The sequence below is a fragment of the Sphingorhabdus sp. genome (genome assembly GCF_044239665.1).
GTDB lineage: Bacteria > Pseudomonadota > Alphaproteobacteria > Sphingomonadales > Sphingomonadaceae > Sphingorhabdus_B.
In genome coordinates this window covers 41,763-57,476 of record NZ_JBIIBA010000012.1, presented here as the reverse complement: position 1 = coordinate 57,476, position 15,714 = coordinate 41,763, and the positions used below count along the sequence as shown (strand labels likewise).

Below are 15,714 nucleotides of genomic sequence, written 5' to 3'. Positions count from 1 at the left end.
CCAAGATTGTCGACATGTATATGACCGGCAAGATCGAGATTGACCCCATGATCACCCATGTCATGGGTCTGGAAGAGATCAACAAAGCGTTCGAATTAATGCATGCGGGAACAAGCATCCGCAGCGTGGTGGTGTTTTAATCCAAGGGAGAAAAGAAGATGTTTAGTCACATGATGGTCGGCAGTAATGATATTGCCCGTTCAAAAAAATTCTACGATGCAACCTTTGCCGCCATGGGCGGAAAGCCAGGGGTCCAAGATCCTAAAGGCCGTTTGATCTATATGCACAATGGATCGTTGTTTCTGGTGACAGCACCAATCGACGGCAATCCGGCAACGCATGGCAATGGCTCGACGGTTGGTTTTGCTATGACCCCAGACCAAGCCAATGCATGGCATCAGGCCGGCGTCGACAATGGCGGCGTGGCGATTGAAGATGCGCCCGGCATTCGCGAAGGCGGCGGCATGAAAATGTATCTCGCTTATTTGCGCGACCCCGATGGCAACAAGCTGTGCGCCTTGCATCGCATCACAGACTGATAAGATTAAAGCTATGACCGATGCCGAAGCGCAGCTTTATAATGACCTAGCTGCGCTCGGCGTCGCCCATAAGGTCTATGAACATCCAGCGGTGTTTACCGTGGCCGAAAGTAGCGCGCATAATGATGCAATCCCCGGTGCGCATACCAAGAATCTGTTCCTCAAGGACAAAGCGGGGGATTATTATCTCGTGACCGTTCCAGCAGATGCCCGCGTTGACCTAAAGGCGTTGCCTGCTGCAATCGAGTGCGGCCGCGTCAGCTTTGGCAAGGCGGAGGATATGGAGCGCTTGCTGGGCATCACGCCAGGATCGGTCACGGCATTGGCCGCGATCAATGATTCCGCTGGCGTCGTCCGGTTCGTCCTAGATGAATCGTTGATGGCAGCAGAGCTTATCAATTGCCACCCGCTGCGCAACAATGCGACCCTTGGGCTGGCGCCCGATGACCTTGTTCGGGCGCTGACCTTTTGGCGCCATCCCCCTCTCATAAAATCTATCCCGACATTGGAGTCCGCATGACCATAGAAACTGTGTCCACCAACGTTGCTTTTGGCGGCGTTCAAGGTGTGTATCGCCACGCATCGGCGGTCACGGGTACCGACATGACCTTTTCGGTCTATGTACCCCCACATAAAGAGGGCGCAAAGCTTCCGATCGTTTGGTTTCTGTCGGGCCTAACCTGCACCCACGCTAATGTCACCGAGAAGGGTGAGTTTCGCCGGGCATGTGCCGAACTGGGCTTGATCTTCATCGCGCCGGACACCAGCCCCCGTGGTGAGGGTGTCCCTGACGATGCCGAAGCCGCTTATGATTTCGGTCTTGGCGCGGGCTTTTACGTCAACGCGACGCAAGCGCCATTCGACCAGCACTACCGGATGCAAGATTATATCGAAAATGAACTGCCCACCATCATTGCGGCACATTTTCCCGCCGATATGCAGCGGCAAGCGATTATGGGGCATTCGATGGGCGGACATGGCGCGTTGACCATCAGCCTGCGGAACCCAAAGCGGTTCCGCTCAACATCCGCGCTTGCGCCGATCGTGTCGCCTTTAAACTGCCCTTGGGGTGAAAAAGCGCTGGGCGGCTATATCGGGCAAGACCGAGCGCAGTGGCGCGCGTATGACAGCGTTGCGTTGATTGCCGACGGTGCGCGCCTGCCTGACCTTTTGGTTGACCAAGGCAGCGATGACAATTTCTTGGAGGCACAGCTCAAGACGCATTTGCTTACCGAGCAGTGTGCTGCGGTAGGTCAGCCAGCGACTATCCGCATGCAGCCAGGATATGACCACAGCTATTATTTCATCTCAACCTTCATGGGCGAGCATCTTACTTGGCATGCTGAGCGCTTGAAAGGCTAGGATTTTGGGCATTGGCAAAATCCTATCCGACAGGGTAAAATACCAAATGTTGCGCGGGTGTAGCTCAATGGTAGAGCAGCAGCTTCCCAAGCTGAATACGGGGGTTCGATTCCCCTCACCCGCTCCAAATACCACCACCGCATGATCCCTGCGGAGGGGCCTTTCGTTCTGCTCGATGATGCACGGACGCACGGTGCATCACCTGCGCGGCTTTATATAAATCCGGTCGAAGTTCTAACAGCTTATAATGCTGACGGGCTAAGCGCTTTACTGGACGCGCTTGGGCAAGCGCGAAAAGATGGCCTGCATGCAGCCGGATTTTTCGGCTATGAGGCTGGTGTGCATCTGTTGCCCAACCTGACCCCTGCGCCATCCGGATTGCTGGCATGGTTCGGATTATTTAATGATTTCATAGCGATATCTGCAGATGCTGTGCCACCACTTTTGCCCGACACTGCGGGCATTTGGCTGTCTGAACTGCGTCCGAGCATATCGCGCGCCGACTATAGTCGGGCCTTTGCCACGGTGCAGGAGTATATCTGCGCTGGGGATATCTATCAGGCCAATCTGACCTTCCCGCTGACAGCTGATTATGCTGGCGACCCGTTGGCTTTATACGCCGCATTGCGCGCCCGCGCCCGCGCTGGTTATGGAGGCGTAATCTGGACCGGACACACGCATTATCTGTCGTTCTCTCCAGAGTTGTTTTTTGCGTTGAAAGACCAAAGGATTACAACAAAGCCCATGAAGGGGACGGCGCAGCGGCTGACCGATTCAGTCGCAGATGCACTTGCAGCCGAGCATTTGCGCATGGACCCCAAGCAACGGGCCGAAAATCTGATGATTGTTGATCTGTTGCGTAATGACTTATCGCGCGTCTGCTCGGCGGGCAGCGTGAAGGTACCGGAACTCTTCCATGTTGAAAGCTACCCCACCGTTCACCAGATGACCTCTACGGTCACTGGCGTGCTAGCCGATGGGCGGGATGCCATTGACGTTATAAAGGCGTTGTTTCCCTGCGGCTCCATCACAGGGGCACCAAAAATCCGCGCCATGCAAGTGGTCAAAGAGGTCGAAGCTGCGCCACGTGGCATATATTGCGGCTCCATCGGCCGGATAGATGCCAATGGCGACGCGGCATTCAACGTTGCTATTCGTACATTTACGGTGTGTGAAGAAACAAAGTCCCTCTCGCTTGGCTTAGGATCTGGCGTGGTGGCTGATTCCATCGAAGCAGATGAATGGGCCGAGTGTTTGGCTAAGGGGAATTTCGCCAAAGTCGAAAATCATGGTTTTGACCTTATCGAAACGATGCGGTTTGAACCGATGACAGGTATCTTGCGGTTAGAGGATCATCTGGAACGGATGAAATGCAGTGCGGCGGCCTTTGGTTTTGAATTTGACCGGCACGAACTGCGCAACCGCTTACACGCAAGTATTTTCCACCTCGAGCGTCTCTCCAAAATACGCCTGATGGTATCGCGGCATGGCGCGCAGGCAGTTGAGATTTGGCCGTTGGAAGATGTAACCGAGTGGCGGGTTGGTGTAGTGCCATTGCCCGTCGATGCAGGTGATTATCGGTTGCGGCATAAAATTTCCGACCGAGCCTTTTACGATGAAGCCCGCAAATCACGGCCTGATTGCGATGAAGTGGTTTTTGTGGGCCGCGACGGCTTGCTTACCGAAGGCAGTATCACCGCTGTCTTTGTCGAGCGCGATGGCAAGTTATTGACCCCGCGCTTAGAAACCGGATTGCTGCCTTCCATATTGCGTCGTGAACTGCTTGCGTCGGGAAAAGCGTTCGAAGCCGATCTGAGAATAGAAGATTTGTCTGACGGTTTTTGGGTCGGCAACAGCGTGCGCGGATTGATTAGAGCCAACAGGGTTGCGTAACTTTTGATGAGCCATTAGGGGCAGACACGCAATTTCTGTTCAATAATTCCGCGAAAGTATGATGATGATTGACCATCTGTCGGCTGCCCTCGGGCGGATTGCTCCTTCTGCGACACTTGCCATGTCAGGCCGCGTCATTGACCTGAAATCGCAAGGCATTGATGTCATCGGCCTGTCTGCTGGAGAGCCCGATTTTGACACGCCAGACTTCGTCAAGGATGCTGCCATTCAGGCGATCCGCGATGGGATGACGAAATACACTGCCGTTGACGGCATTGCGCCCCTCAAGCAGGCAATCATCGCCAAGTTCAAGCGCGACAACAATATCGATTATACGCCAAAGCAGATTACTGTAAATTCGGGCGGTAAGCACACTTTGTTCAACGCGCTTGTCGCCACCATTGATGTCGGCGATGAGGTCATCATCCCCGCGCCATATTGGGTGAGCTATCCCGACATTGTGCAATTTGCGGGTGGCACACCAGTCATCATCATGGCCACTGCGGCGCAAAATTATAAAATCACCCCCGATCAGCTTGATGCCGCCATCACGCCAAAGACACGCTGGCTCATCTTGAATTCGCCATCAAACCCCACAGGTGCGGCTTATGATGCGGAGGAACTTAAGGCGCTTGGAGAAGTGCTGCTGAAGCATCCGCACGTCATGCTGTTGTCCGACGATATGTATGAGCATATCTGGTATGCGCCCAAGCCGTTTGCGACGATGCTGCAAGTGTGTCCTGACTTATATGACCGCACGCTGACCATGAATGGCGCATCCAAATCCTATGCGATGACGGGTTGGAGGATTGGCTATGCAGGGGGGCCAGCGTGGCTCATTAAGGCCATGGCCGATTTGCAGTCGCAGTCGACCAGCAACCCTTGCTCGATCAGCCAATATGCAGTGTTGGCGGCGTTGAACGGCCCGCAAGATTTCCTGCGCGAACGTAACATCGCTTTTCGTGAACGCAGGGACCTTGTGGTGGCGATGTTGAACGATGCGCCAGGGTTGAGCTGCCCCACGCCCGAGGGTGCCTTTTACGTATATCCAGACGCATCGGGCGTGATGGGTAAGAAAACGCCCCAAGGTAAAATTATTCAAACAGACGCCGATCTTATCGATTATTTTCTCGACGAATATCGCGTTGCCGCGGTGCATGGCGGGGCTTTTGGTTTATCACCAGGTTTCCGGATTTCTTATGCCACATCAGCGGACATTTTGAAGGAAGCATGCCTGCGTATTCAAGCGGCCTGTGCTGCATTGACCTAAGCGCGCCAAATAGGGGAAATGGATTGCGTTCAGCTGCGTTTAATCCCGCTTCTGCTCTGGACTTCAAATTGGACGGCGGAAAAGAGAGGTAAGAGATGGCCAGCATTTTCAACTTTCTGCGATCAGACCTGTTCCTAAGTCTCTTGGGTGGCTTTGCTCTTGGCATTGTCGGCCTGACGCTCATAAAGCCTGCCGTTGCAAACCATACAGCGGCCGAAGCCGCGCATTCCATTACCATCGACGCATCATGAAAAGTCGGCACAGCGCCGCTAAACATATCATTCACACGTTGAATGCGGCGTTGCTACTTTGCCTCGTGACGGCTTGCGGGTCCGACGCAGGAACGCCAATCGGCAGCGCGCATGCCACTGAGGGCCTTCGCATAGCCGCACCTGTCGCTCGCATTGTCGAACCCAAAACACAACAGGTTGCAATATTCGCCGGTGGCTGTTTTTGGGGCATTGAGGCTGTATTTGAGCGTGTGAAGGGCGTGACCCGCGTTGAGTCCGGCTATTCTGGGGATACCAAAGCGACTGCCGACTACGACCTCGTCAGTGCCGGTCGCACAAAGCACGCGGAATCCGTGCGCATTTATTATAATCCGGCGATTGTCAGCTATGATGATTTACTGCACATTTTCTTTTCGGTGTCGCACGACCCGACCCAATTAAACCGGCAGGGCCCCGACCGTGGCAGCCAATATCGCACGGCCATTTTCCCCGCCAATGCAGCGCAGGAAAATGCGGCACGCGCCTATATCGCGCAATTGGATAAGGCTGCTTATTGGAAGAAGCCTATTGCCACAAAGCTTGAACCTTTCAGCTTCTTTCCTGCCGAAACCTATCATCAGGACTTCATGGCGAAGAACCCGCGGCATCCCTATATTGTCCAATGGGATAAGCCGAAAATCGCCAATCTTAAACGACTATTCGGCAACCGCCTGCGTTAATCATCCGCGGTAGGCGGGGATAGCCCAGCCCTTCCAAATGGCCATGGCGCGTAAGGCAAAGCCTGCCAGCGCGCTAATCCCCGCAGCTGGCAACACGGATATGCCTAGATATATCAATAGCCCGAACAGGCCTGAGGCGAGCGCCGCCGCAGTCACGTAAATTTCAGGTTTAAGTAGAATGGAAGGCTCACCCGCCAAGACATCACGGATGATGCCGCCAACACAAGCGGTGATGACGCCCATCATCATTGCGGGCAATAAAGGCACCCCAAGCGTGAGCGATTTCCAGGTGCCAAACACCGCGTAAATGGCAATCCCTACAGCATCAAACCAATCGAGTGCGCGGGCGTTCCAGACATGGCGCGGTGTGACCCAAACCAACCCTGCCATCAACAGGCATGTTGCGGCAAAACGCCAATCCTGAACCCAGAAAACCGGCGCACCAATCAACAAGTCGCGCACGGTACCGCCGCCAACACCCGTAATCAGCGCAAAGAAGGAGAAGGTCACCAACGTCTGTTGCCGCTGTGCCGCTGCCAGCGCGCCAGATGCCGCAAAAACAGCGATACCAAATAGGTCCAGCCATGAAATCATGGCCGGCGCGATTTGGACCGCTTGCGTTACCATTACATATGGATCGGCTTGCCCGTCACCGCCATGGCCGCTTCCTTCAATGCTTCGGCATGTGTCGGGTGTGCGTGGCAGGTATAAGCAATATCTTCGGATGTTGCGCCAAATTCCATCGCCGTGCACGCTTCGGCAATCATGGCTCCAGCAATTGACGCAATGATGTGGACGCCCAAAACGCGGTCGGTTTTCGCGTCGGCAATGACCTTCACAAAACCGTCGGTGTCACGGTTGGTCTTTGCTCGGCTATTCGCCATCATTGGGAATTTACCGACCTTGATTTCACCACCCGACGCAGCCGCTTTTTCCTTGGCTTCTTCTTCGGTCAAACCAACACTAGCGATTTCAGGATAGGTATAGACCACCCCTGGAATGACGTCATGGTTAACGATTCCGGTCAGGCCAGCGACAAATTCTGCCGCCGCAATACCTTCATCCTCTGCTTTGTGCGCAAGCATTGGGCCAGGGCAGACGTCGCCCACGGCATAAATACCGGGAACGCTCGTTTGGAAATCATGGCCGATCTCAATCTGGCCGCGCGCATTAACGGTAAGCCCAGCCTTATCCAACGCAAGGCCATCGGTGTTCGCGCGGCGACCAATGGCGACTAGGACGCAATCGGCTTCAATTGTTTCGCTAGCGCCGCCCGCAGCGGGTTCAACGGTGAGTGTTGCAGTTCCGCCCTTGATGGTTGCGCCTGTGACCTTTGTACCCGTGCGGATATTGAAGCCTTGCTTCTTGAAAATCTTTGCCGCTTCCTTGCGGACTTCGCCGTCCATACCAGGCAAAATCTGGTCGAGATATTCAACCACGGTGACTTGTGCGCCAAGGCGCAGCCATACGCTGCCAAGCTCAAGGCCAATAACCCCGCCGCCAATGACCACCAAATGCTTTGGCACCTTTGGCAAGGTAAGCGCGCCAGTGGAATCAACAATAACCTTCTGGTCAATCTCGACGCCGGGCAATGGCGTAACCGACGACCCTGTTGCGATCATGATATTTTTTGCGGTGTAGCTTTTACCACCAACATCCAGACTGTTGGCAGAGGTAAACGCCGCATGGCCTTTTAACCAATCGACCTTGTTCTTCTTGAACAGAAACTCAATACCGCCAGTCAACTCACCAACGGCTTTTGCCTTTTCGGCATGCATTTGGTCGAGGTTGAGCGATACGCCCGAAAAATCGATGCCGAATTTCGCCAGCGAACCCGATTGCGCTTCATGAAACATTTCCGACGCATGCAGCAAAGCCTTGGATGGAATGCATCCGACGTTCAGGCAAGTGCCACCCAAGGTCTCGCGGCTTTCCACACAGGCGGTCTTCAGCCCCAATTGGGCGGCGCGGATTGCGGCGACATAGCCACCTGGACCTGCGCCAATAACGATCAGGTCATAATCATGTTCTGCCATGGCTCAGGCTCCTTAAAGGTCGATCAACAACCGGGTCGGGTCTTCAATCGCCTCTTTGACGATCTTCAGGAAGGTAACAGCCTCACGCCCATCGATGAGGCGGTGGTCATAGCTTAACGCCAGATACATCATCGGGCGGACAACAACCTGTCCATCACGGACAACGGCGCGGTCTTCAATACGATGCAGGCCGAGCACTGCCGATTGTGGGGGGTTGATGATGGGCGTCGACATCAGACTGCCGAACACGCCGCCATTTGAAATGGTAAAGGTCCCGCCGGACATGTCATCCATCGTCAAGGTGCCGGCCTTGGCCTTTGCACCGAAGTCACCAATTGCTTTTTCAATCTGCGCAAAGCTCATGGCATCGGCATTGCGCACGACAGGCACCACAAGGCCGTTGGGTGCGCTCACTGCGACAGATACGTCGAGATAATTGTGATAGACGATTTCATCGCCTTCAATCTTCGCATTAACCGCTGGCACATCGCGCGCAGCCAAGGCTACGGCCTTGGTGAAGAAGCCCATGAAGCCCAAGCGGACTCCATGCTTCTTTTCAAACAAATCTTTGTAGGTCGCCCGCGCTTCCATCACCGCTGACATGTCGACATCGTTGAACGTCGTCAGCAAGGCTGCAGTGTCTTGCGCGGACTTCAGGCGCTTGGCGATGGTCTGGCGCAAACGTGTCATTTTCACGCGCTCTTCCTGACGTCCGCTGGTTGCCTGCGTCGTTAGCGCAGCGGCGACGGTTGCGTCGGCAGATGGCGCAGGCGCGCCCTTGGCCGCGGCCAATACATCTTCCTTCGTTAGGCGACCGTCCTTACCCGTGCCTTTGATCTTGCTTGGGTCAATGCCCAGTTCCAACACGAGGCGGCGCACGGCGGGTGAAAGTGGCAGGTCGCTATTTTCTGCATCGGCGGCGGGTGCAGCGGTTGTTGTCACCGCTGGTGCGACTGCCGCTGCGGCTGCAGGGCGTGCTGGGGCAGCAACGGGCGCGGCCGCACCGGTTCCTGCATCAATGGAGCCAATGACTGCGCCCACATTCACGGTCGCGCCTTCTTCGACGGCATAAGCGCCCATGATGCCGGCAACAGGTGACGGCACTTCGACCGCAACCTTGTCGGTTTCAAGGCTGGCAATCGGTTCGTCAACAGCTACCGCTTCGCCCGGTTTCTTCAACCATTGACCAAGCGTTGCTTCAGTGATGGACTCGCCCAATACGGGGACTTTGACTTCAGTGCTCATAATCTAATCCTCACGCGGATGGAGGGGTGATTGGTTTCTTGCCACCGGAACGCTGGCGGCGGATTTCTTCGCGGACATTATGGCCTAACGCTTCAGCAACCAATGCGGCCTGCTCGGCCTGATGGCGCTTCGCAAGACCGGTTGCCGTCGCTGCTGCGGCCCTGCGTCCGGCGTAACGTGCGCGTGTGGGGCCAACATTGGCTTCGATAAGGCATTCTTCCAAATACGGATCAACGAATGACCAGCTTCCGGCGTTGCGCGGCTCTTCTTGTGCCCAAACCAGTTCTTCCAAATTGGTCATACGCTTCAAGCGGACGATCAACGGCTCTGTTGGAAACGGATAAAGCTGCTCAATACGCACAATGCTGGTATTCTTGTCACCTGATGCGTCGCGGGCTTCCATCAGGTCATAGGCGATCTTGCCAGAGCATAAAATCAGCCGCTTCACATCCTTGTCGGCAGGGGCATTCGTATCGGACAATATCCGCATGAAGTGGCTTTCGCCTTGGAAATCCTCTGCCTTGGAAACTGCGAGCTTATGCCGCAAAAGAGACTTTGGCGTCATGACGACAAGTGGCTTGCGGAATGGCCGCGCCATTTGACGGCGCAGCAAATGGAAATAATTGGCTGGCGTGGTGCAATTGGCGACTTGGATATTGTCCTCTGCGCATAATTGCAGAAAGCGTTCCAACCGCGCCGAGCTATGCTCTGGTCCTTGGCCTTCATAGCCATGCGGCAACAGCATCACCAAGCCATTGGCGCGCAGCCATTTGGCTTCACCCGACGCAATAAACTGGTCGATCATTGTCTGCGCGCCATTCACGAAGTCGCCAAATTGCGCTTCCCACAGAACCAATGTTTTAGGCTCAGCGCCTGCATAGCCATATTCAAAACCGAGTACGCCGAATTCGGATAAGGGGCTGTCGAGGATTTCAAACCGGCCATGCGGCAAGGTGGACAGCGGTACATATTTTTCTTCGGTTGTTTGATCCACCCAGACACCGTGCCGCTGGCTGAATGTGCCGCGACCGGAATCCTGACCCGACAAACGCACCCCATAGCCCTCGGAAAGCAGCGACCCGAAGGCAAGCGCTTCGCCCGTTGCCCAATCGAAATTTTCGCCAGAGGTGAACATCGTTTTCTTGGCATCCAGCACACGGTTCAATGTCGGGTGGATGTTGTGGCCTTCGGGCACAGTGGTGAGCGTGCGGCCAAGGCTGTCAAACAATTTGCGCGTGATACCTGTTGGCACGTTACGCCGAGCCGTTTCGGGATCAGCGGGTTTGGATAGGCCAGACCAGCGGCCACCAAACCAATCGGCAGCGTTCGCTTTATAGTCTGCGGCACTGGCAAATTCTTGCTCAAGCGCTTGGACAAAGCGCATCGCGTGTTCATCTGACCAATTGGCGTCGATGACGCCTTCGGCCTGAAGGCGCTGTGCGTAAAGAGTGCTTACCGCAGGATGGTTCTTGATGACTTTGTACATCAATGGTTGCGTGAAACCGGGTTCATCGCCTTCATTATGGCCAAAGCGGCGGTAGCACCACATGTCGATGACGATATCGCGATGGAACGTCTGGCGAAACTCAATCGCAATCTTGCAGGCGAATGTTACCGCCTCGGGATCGTCGCCATTGACGTGGAAAATTGGCGCCTGGACCCCCTTTGCAACGTCGGACGGATAAGGCGATGATCGCGCATATTGCGGGCTGGTGGTAAAACCGACCTGGTTGTTCACGATGAAGTGCAAGCAACCACCGGTATTATATCCACGAATGCCGGAAAAGCCGAGGCATTCCCACACAATGCCTTGTCCAGCAAATGCGGCATCGCCGTGTAGCAGCACGGGCAACACTTGCTCATGCTTGCCCAAATCATCGCGCGCCGTCTGATTGGCGCGTACCTTGCCCAAGACCACGGGATTTACGGCCTCAAGGTGCGACGGGTTCGGCACAAGGCTCATATGCACTTTGATACCGTCAAACTCGCGGTCGGTGCTGGTGCCAAGATGGTATTTCACATCGCCTGAGCCGCCGACATCATCGGGGTTCGCGCTGCCGCCGGAAAATTCGTGAAAAATGATGCGATATGGCTTGGCCATCACGTTGGCGAGCACGTTCAAACGGCCACGATGCGGCATGCCATAGACGATTTCACGCACGCCAAGCTGACCACCATATTTGATAACAGCTTCTAACGCCGGTATCATGGACTCGCCGCCATCAAGACCGAAACGCTTGGTGCCGACATATTTGCGACCAAGGAATTTCTCATACTGCTCGGCTTCGATAACCTTGCCGAGAATGGCTTTTTTGCCTTCGGGTGTGAATTGGATAGCGGCGTCCTTGCCCTCCATCCGTTCCTGCAGGAACCGGCGCTCTTCGACGTCGGAAATATGCATATATTCAAGACCGACAGCGCCGCAATAATTGGCGCGCAGCGTATCGACGAGCTCGCGGACCGTGGTCCATTCCAGCCCAAGCGTGCCGCCAACATAGACCCGTTTATCCAAGTCTGGACCTGAAAAACCATGATATTCTGGCGTTAGATCAGCAGGGATATCCTGTTTTGACAGGCCCAGCGGATCAAGATTGGCGGCCAAATGTCCGCGCACCCTGTATGTGCGCACGAGCATCATCGCGCGAATGGAATCGCTCGCCGCAGCAACGGCGTCGGCCTCTGCCATTGGCTTGCCAGCGGCCTTTGCTGCAGCCTTCACCTCGACCGCCATCTGCGTGGGGTCAAGCGAGGCGGTTAAATCGTCCGTCGCCGACAATGGCCAGTTGGCACGTTCCCAGCTCGGCCCGCGCTCTATTTCGAAATCCTGGTTTTCTACACCCATCCAACTTCTCCAATTCCTCCCCGTGAGCGGGGAGGGGAACCATCCAAAGGATGGTGGAGGGGGTATGCCGCTCTAACCCAGCGTCAGACGGAAGGCCCCCCGTCATCCGGTGCTTGCGCGCCGGTTGCTACCTCCCCGCAAGCGGGGAGGATGAAATTCAACCCTTTAAAACCTCGACCAATGTCTTGCCGAGCAAGGATGGCGATGGCGATACGCGAATGCCTGCGGCTTCCATCGCTGCAATCTTGCTCTCGGCGTCGCCCTTGCCGCCCGATACGATGGCGCCAGCATGGCCCATACGGCGACCTGGAGGCGCGGTGCGTCCGGCGATGAAACCAGCCATTGGCTTTTTACGGCCCTTCTTGGCTTCGTCGATCAGGAACTGCGCAGCTTCTTCTTCCGCGCTGCCGCCAATCTCGCCGATCATGATGATCGACTTGGTGGCATCGTCTGCGAGAAACAGTTCAAGGCAATCAATGAAGTTTGTGCCGTTGACCGGATCACCACCAATGCCGACCGCAGTCGTTTGGCCAAGGCCTTCTGCGGTTGTCTGGAATACGGCTTCATAGGTCAAGGTACCCGAACGCGACACAACGCCAACCGAGCCTGCTGAGAAAATGCTGCCAGGCATGATGCCGATTTTGCATTCGTTCGGTGTCAAAACGCCAGGGCAGTTTGGACCAATCAGGCGCGACTTCGAACCCGAAAGCGCGCGCTTTACCTTCACCATGTCGAGCACAGGAATGCCTTCGGTGATGCAGACGATCAAAGGAATTTCTGCGTCAATGGCTTCAAGGATTGAGTCCGCAGCAAAGGGTGGTGGTACATATACAACCGATGCATCCGCGCCCGTTACTTGCTTGGCTTCAAGCACGGTGTCGAACATTGGCAGGCCGATATGCGTTGTTCCACCCTTACCCGGGGTAACGCCGCCAACCATTTGCGAGCCATAAGCCAGCGCCTGTTCGGTATGGAATGTACCTGTAGCGCCGGTCATGCCCTGCGTGATGATCTTAGTATTTTTATTGACGAGGATGCTCACAAACGTCTCCTGAAATTTATGGGTTGCGCTTAGTTAAGCGACGGGTCGATGGCCTTGCAGGCTACCAGAAGTTCCTTCACCGCATCCACGCTCACGGCGAGGTTGGATTTGGCTTCGTCATCCAGCGCGATTTCGACGACCTTTTCGACGCCGCCTGCGCCGATCATTACAGGAACCCCGACATATAGATTGTCGACGCCGTACTGGCCGGTCAAATGCACTGCCGCTGGAAGGACACGCTTTTGATCGTAAAGATAGGCTTCGGCCATTGCGATGCCGCTGGTTGCGGGCGCGTAATAAGCCGAGCCGGTTTTCAGCAACGCAACGATTTCGCCGCCGCCGCTGCGCGTGCGTTGTACGATGGCGTCAATCCGCTCCTGCGTCGACATGCCCATTGCGATCAGGTCAGGCACTGGAATGCCGGAGACCGTTGAGTATTGAATGACGGGCACCATTGTGTCGCCATGGCCGCCGAGAACGAAGCTGGTCACGTCCTTCACTGACACGTTGAATTCATCCGCGAGGAAATGGCTGAAGCGCGCCGAGTCCAGCACGCCCGCCATACCAACCACCATATGGTGCGGTAGGCCCGAAAATTCGCGCAACGCCCAAACCATCGCGTCGAGCGGGTTGGTGATGCAGATGACAAATGCGTTTGGCGCGTTGGCAGCGATGCCTTCGCCGACGGCCTTCATCACCTTCAGGTTGATGCCAAGCAAATCATCACGGCTCATACCCGGCTTGCGGGCGACACCAGCGGTGACGATGATCACATCTGCGCCGGCGATATCGGCATAATCATTGGCACCCGTGATCGTGGCGTCAAAACCTTCAACGGGGCCGCATTGCGACAGGTCAAGCGCTTTGCCCTGCGGCACACCTTCGACAACGTCGAAAAGGACGACGTCGCCAAGGCCCTTTAATGCTGCGAGATGGGCGAGGGTGCCGCCGATGTTACCGGCGCCAATGAGTGCAATTTTCTTGCGAGCCATGAAAAAACTGTCCTTCCCTTGAGGCTTTAATAGCGGAATTGCAGCGGCGTTACGCCGAATCGCTAGGGATGACAACCCAATAAAGGTTGAAAACAAGGGTTTTTATGATAATAGTTCGCAATAGCGTTAGTGGGTGGAGTGCAGCCTTCAGGTGCCAGCCACCCGTCGCAACATCTCCATCCAGATGGGCACTTGGCCGTGAAAGCCTTCTGCCCAGACGCGTTCATCTAACCCATGGGCGCCTTCCCGCTGACCAACGATGCCCCACAAGCCGCCAAAGCCATAAACGGGGATACCTGCGGCGCGCAAAAATGCGCCATCGGTTGCGCCAGCGGACTGGAATGGCAGCACGGGCGCATCTGGGAAGCGTGTGGCAACCGCCGCGCGGTAAGCCTGCAATATGTCGTCGCGCATGGGCGATGGTGCAGTTTCGGGGGTCTGCGACCCCTCAATGGCGGAAACGGATACATCCGGCCCTGCTAGCAGCTGCAGTTGCTGACGGACCTCTTCGATTTTGACGCTTGGAAAGATGCGACAGTTCACATTGGCTTCGGCCTTTTGCGGTAAGGCATTTGGCGCATGCCCGCCCGACAGCATGGTCGCAACGCAGCGTGTTCGGGTGCTTCCGGGGTCCATCGCTTCTAGCAAATCAGCCGTCTCGCGGTCCTGCGGGTCGGTAAGGAAGCGGCGCACCAGCTCGCCATATTGGCCGCTATCGCCCTTGGCGAGCTTGTCGTAACTGGCGCGGGTGGCATCGTTGATCATGGCCGGAAAGCGGTGGCGTTCAACCGCGGTCAATGCATTGGCAAGTGCATAAATGGCGTTATCAGGGCGTGGAGCGCTGCTATGTCCGCCGCGATTGACTGCCGTCAGACGAAAATCTGCATAGGTTTTTTCGGCAATCTGAATGCCGAAGCCTTCGACGCGCCCATCTGGAAATACCGTGCCGCCACCCGCATCGCCATTCAACGCATATTCGGCGTCAATCAGGTCACGCCATTCATTCACCGCCCGTCGTGCACCGTTGCCGACAGTTTCTTCATCCCCTGTAAACAGGACGATGATGTCGCGCGTTGGCGCAAATTTTTCAGCGCGCAAATATTGCAAGGCGAGGACAATGCCCGTCAACGCCGCCTTATTGTCATTCGATCCGCGTCCCAGATAATAGCCACCCTCTTCGCGGAATTGGAACGGCGGATATTTCCAATCGCTTGCCTTGGCCGCAACGACATCCATGTGCGCCATAAGCAAGATGGGCTTTTTGCCCGACGGCTTGGCCGCGGGCCAGCGGGCAATCAATGTTTGTGTGTTGTCATGATCCTTGACGACAACATTTGTGATTCCGGCTTTGCGGAATTCTGCCGTCAACAGGCTGGTTAGCTTTTTGAACTCTGCAGGTTGCCCCTCTACCGTCGGAATTTCGACAATCTTTGCAAACAGGTCACGCTCGGCGGCATGCTTTGGGTCCGGTGTCTGCGCGTGCCCAGCACTGGCGACGGCCAATAAGCCTGCGAATAACCATGTCTTGTGCCTGATCATGTCTC

14 protein-coding genes, 1 tRNA gene and 1 pseudogene are annotated in these 15,714 nt (G+C 55.6%); 9 read left to right on the top strand and 7 right to left on the bottom strand.

What is annotated here, in order from left to right; translation table 11 throughout:
* From ACILP3_RS05695 to msrA, 9 genes and pseudogenes are all read left to right on the top strand, one after another.
* A pseudogene (locus ACILP3_RS05695) lies at positions 1–140 on the top strand (S-(hydroxymethyl)glutathione dehydrogenase); the annotation flags it as partial.
* Between the two features lie 18 nt (positions 141–158).
* Positions 159–539, top strand: coding sequence for a VOC family protein (locus ACILP3_RS05690; RefSeq protein WP_395615690.1), 381 nt, complete (start codon positions 159–161; stop codon positions 537–539).
* 13 nt (positions 540–552) lie between these two features.
* Positions 553–1,059 carry a prolyl-tRNA synthetase associated domain-containing protein gene (locus tag ACILP3_RS05685; RefSeq protein ID WP_395615689.1) on the top strand — a complete coding sequence of 169 codons (507 nt, stop codon included), beginning with the start codon at positions 553–555 and terminating at the stop codon, positions 1,057–1,059.
* A complete protein-coding gene (gene fghA, locus ACILP3_RS05680; RefSeq protein ID WP_395615688.1) occupies positions 1,056–1,901 on the top strand; it encodes an S-formylglutathione hydrolase in 846 nt (281 codons plus the stop codon). Before ACILP3_RS05685 ends, fghA begins: the two co-directional genes overlap by 4 nt.
* Before the next feature lie 53 nt (positions 1,902–1,954).
* Positions 1,955–2,028: transfer RNA gene (locus ACILP3_RS05675), tRNA-Gly, on the top strand.
* 14 nt (positions 2,029–2,042) lie between these two features.
* Entirely contained in the window at positions 2,043–3,794 is a 1,752-nt protein-coding gene (gene pabB / locus ACILP3_RS05670) for an aminodeoxychorismate synthase component I (protein WP_395615687.1), read from the top strand.
* Positions 3,795–3,861: 67 nt separating this feature from the next.
* Positions 3,862–5,064, top strand: a complete 1,203-nt coding sequence (locus ACILP3_RS05665; RefSeq protein ID WP_395615693.1) for a pyridoxal phosphate-dependent aminotransferase — start codon at positions 3,862–3,864, stop codon at positions 5,062–5,064.
* Between the two features lie 95 nt (positions 5,065–5,159).
* Positions 5,160–5,315 carry a hypothetical protein gene (locus ACILP3_RS05660; protein WP_395615686.1) on the top strand — a complete coding sequence of 52 codons (156 nt, stop codon included), beginning with the start codon at positions 5,160–5,162 and terminating at the stop codon, positions 5,313–5,315.
* Positions 5,312–6,013, top strand: a complete 702-nt coding sequence (msrA, locus tag ACILP3_RS05655; protein WP_395615685.1) for a peptide-methionine (S)-S-oxide reductase MsrA — start codon at positions 5,312–5,314, stop codon at positions 6,011–6,013. Before ACILP3_RS05660 ends, msrA begins: the two co-directional genes overlap by 4 nt.
* Here msrA and ACILP3_RS05650 read toward each other — a convergent pair whose 3' ends face one another.
* The 7 genes from ACILP3_RS05650 to ACILP3_RS05620 all read right to left on the bottom strand — a co-directional run bounded on the left by ACILP3_RS05650 (position 6,014) and on the right by ACILP3_RS05620 (position 15,709).
* Complete coding sequence (locus ACILP3_RS05650; protein ID WP_395615684.1) at positions 6,014–6,607, bottom strand: trimeric intracellular cation channel family protein; 594 nt, start codon at positions 6,605–6,607, stop codon at positions 6,014–6,016.
* Between the two features lie 32 nt (positions 6,608–6,639).
* Positions 6,640–8,049 carry a dihydrolipoyl dehydrogenase gene (gene lpdA, locus ACILP3_RS05645; RefSeq protein WP_395615683.1) on the bottom strand — a complete coding sequence of 470 codons (1,410 nt, stop codon included), beginning with the start codon at positions 8,047–8,049 and terminating at the stop codon, positions 6,640–6,642.
* Positions 8,050–8,061: 12 nt separating this feature from the next.
* Positions 8,062–9,294: a 2-oxoglutarate dehydrogenase complex dihydrolipoyllysine-residue succinyltransferase gene (odhB, locus tag ACILP3_RS05640; protein WP_395615682.1), complete on the bottom strand. Its 1,233-nt coding sequence runs from the start codon at positions 9,292–9,294 to the stop codon at positions 8,062–8,064.
* A 10-nt stretch (positions 9,295–9,304) separates the two neighbouring features.
* Positions 9,305–12,136: a 2-oxoglutarate dehydrogenase E1 component gene (locus tag ACILP3_RS05635; RefSeq protein ID WP_395615681.1), complete on the bottom strand. Its 2,832-nt coding sequence runs from the start codon at positions 12,134–12,136 to the stop codon at positions 9,305–9,307.
* A gap of 157 nt (positions 12,137–12,293) precedes the next feature.
* Positions 12,294–13,178: a succinate--CoA ligase subunit alpha gene (gene sucD / locus ACILP3_RS05630; RefSeq protein WP_333568262.1), complete on the bottom strand. Its 885-nt coding sequence runs from the start codon at positions 13,176–13,178 to the stop codon at positions 12,294–12,296.
* 29 nt (positions 13,179–13,207) lie between these two features.
* Entirely contained in the window at positions 13,208–14,170 is a 963-nt protein-coding gene (gene mdh / locus ACILP3_RS05625) for a malate dehydrogenase (protein WP_395615680.1), read from the bottom strand.
* Positions 14,171–14,317: 147 nt separating this feature from the next.
* The gene (locus tag ACILP3_RS05620; RefSeq protein WP_395615679.1) at positions 14,318–15,709 is read right to left on the bottom strand and encodes a M20/M25/M40 family metallo-hydrolase; all 1,392 of its coding nucleotides are present in this window, start codon (positions 15,707–15,709) and stop codon (positions 14,318–14,320) included.
* Positions 15,710–15,714: the final 5 nt, after the last annotated feature.